The 1,826-nt window shown below is 43.5% G+C and carries 2 protein-coding genes; both read left to right on the top strand.

The features are described from left to right. The first annotated feature begins 30 nt into the window (after positions 1-30). Complete coding sequence (gene lipA, locus ABYB02_RS16885; RefSeq protein WP_372763522.1) at positions 31-996, top strand: lipoyl synthase; 966 nt, start codon at positions 31-33, stop codon at positions 994-996. 222 nt (positions 997-1,218) lie between these two features. Further along, entirely contained in the window at positions 1,219-1,458 is a 240-nt protein-coding gene (locus ABYB02_RS16880; RefSeq protein ID WP_011327707.1) for a hypothetical protein, read from the top strand. Positions 1,459-1,826: the final 368 nt, after the last annotated feature.

Genomic DNA, 1,826 nt, shown 5'->3' with positions numbered 1-1,826 from the left:
GGTTAAGCATACTGAAGGGTTTGAAAACGAATGAATAAACCAGTCAAGATGGAACCAGGTGTAAAACTACGCGACGCAGCAAAAATGGCGTTGATCCCCGTAAAAGTTTTACCAACAGAAAAAAACGAAATGTTACGCAAGCCAGAGTGGCTAAAAATTCGCTTACCTAAATCAACAGAGCGTATTGAGGGCATTAAACAGGCGATGCGTAAGCATGGGCTGCACTCGGTATGCGAAGAGGCTTCGTGCCCTAACCTATCTGAATGCTTTAACCACGGTACAGCTACCTTTATGATTTTAGGTGCAATTTGTACTCGTCGTTGCCCATTTTGTGATGTTGCCCATGGTCGTCCATTAACACCTGATGCAACTGAGCCTGAAAAACTAGCGCTTACAATTAAAGACATGAAGCTAAGCTATGTGGTTATTACCTCGGTAGATCGTGATGATTTACGTGATGGCGGCGCGCAGCATTTTGCCGATTGTATTAGCGAAATTCGCAAGCACAGCCCAAATATTACTATTGAGATTTTAGTACCCGATTTTCGTGGCCGTATGGACCGCGCACTCGAAATACTAATCGAAACCCCACCAGATGTGTTTAACCATAACCTAGAAACTGCGCCGCGTTTATATAAGCTTGCGCGTCCAGGGGCTGATTACAAATGGTCACTTGAGCTACTGCGTCGCTTTAAAGAAGCGCACCCAGAGATTAAAACTAAGTCTGGTTTAATGGTTGGTTTAGGTGAAGAAATTAGCGAAATAGAAGAAGTACTTCGCGACTTACGTGCCCATAACGTTGATATGCTTACAGTAGGCCAATACTTACAGCCTTCTAAGCACCACTTACCAGTAAAACGTTACGTGCCACCTGCTGAGTTTGATGCACTAAAAGCCTACGCTGATGAAATTGGCTTTACTCATGCAGCCTCTGGCCCATTTGTGCGCTCTAGCTACCATGCTGACCAACAAGCGGCAGGTAAAGAAGTAAAATAAGTCGTTTTTGGCATAAAAAAACCGCTCGCTTTTATTAAGCAGCGGTTTTCTATTAGGCACCTAGCATTATGCTAATTGCTTAAACCAAAACAAATCCGCGCATAATTATCTCGCTTGTAGCCACCACTGGCTAAACTATTTTTACTGATCGCAATTTATCGTTAGGTCAATCGGCTTTTACTTGAGACAATCGCGGTAGTTATTTTTAAAACATGGTTCATTATGAAACTATTAGTTCGCAACTTATCTCGTGCTACTTCTGAGCACGACCTTCGTACTTTATTTGCAGAGCACGGTAAAGTGACTACCTGTAACTTAGTACTTGATAAAGAAACTGGCCAATCTAAAGGTTTTGCCTTTGTTGAAATGCCAAACGACATAGAAGTTAAAGGTGCAATTAAAGCCCTTAACCAAGCAACTGTTGATAAAAGCAAAATCCGCGTTAAATTGGCAGATGCTTAATTAGTTAGCCGCGGCTATTATTGCCCTTAATATTATAAACACAGATGTGTTTTATTATTAGGGCAGTATTAATTTAGCCTACATTTATAACACTGCCACAACTAATTTTTGCTCCTTGCTCCCCCTCCTAAGTTCAAAGTTCAAAGTTCAAAGTTCAAAGTTCAAAGTGGCCTGCGGCTTGCGGCCGAGGTCGGCAACAGACTGCAAGTTACCGCACTTCAAATCTATTATTTGCAACATTTATTTGGAGTGCGGAAGCTCGCTTCCGCCTTGGTACTCGGCAGCCCGGTCCGCGTCTTGCGGTCCTGTAACAGCCTACCGGGCTGCGATCATGGCGGACGAGGACGTCCACCTTCCACGTCCTGACC

This window comes from Pseudoalteromonas sp. (assembly GCF_041613455.1).
Taxonomy (GTDB): domain Bacteria; phylum Pseudomonadota; class Gammaproteobacteria; order Enterobacterales; family Alteromonadaceae; genus Pseudoalteromonas.
This window is presented reverse-complemented; position numbering and strand designations above follow the sequence as displayed.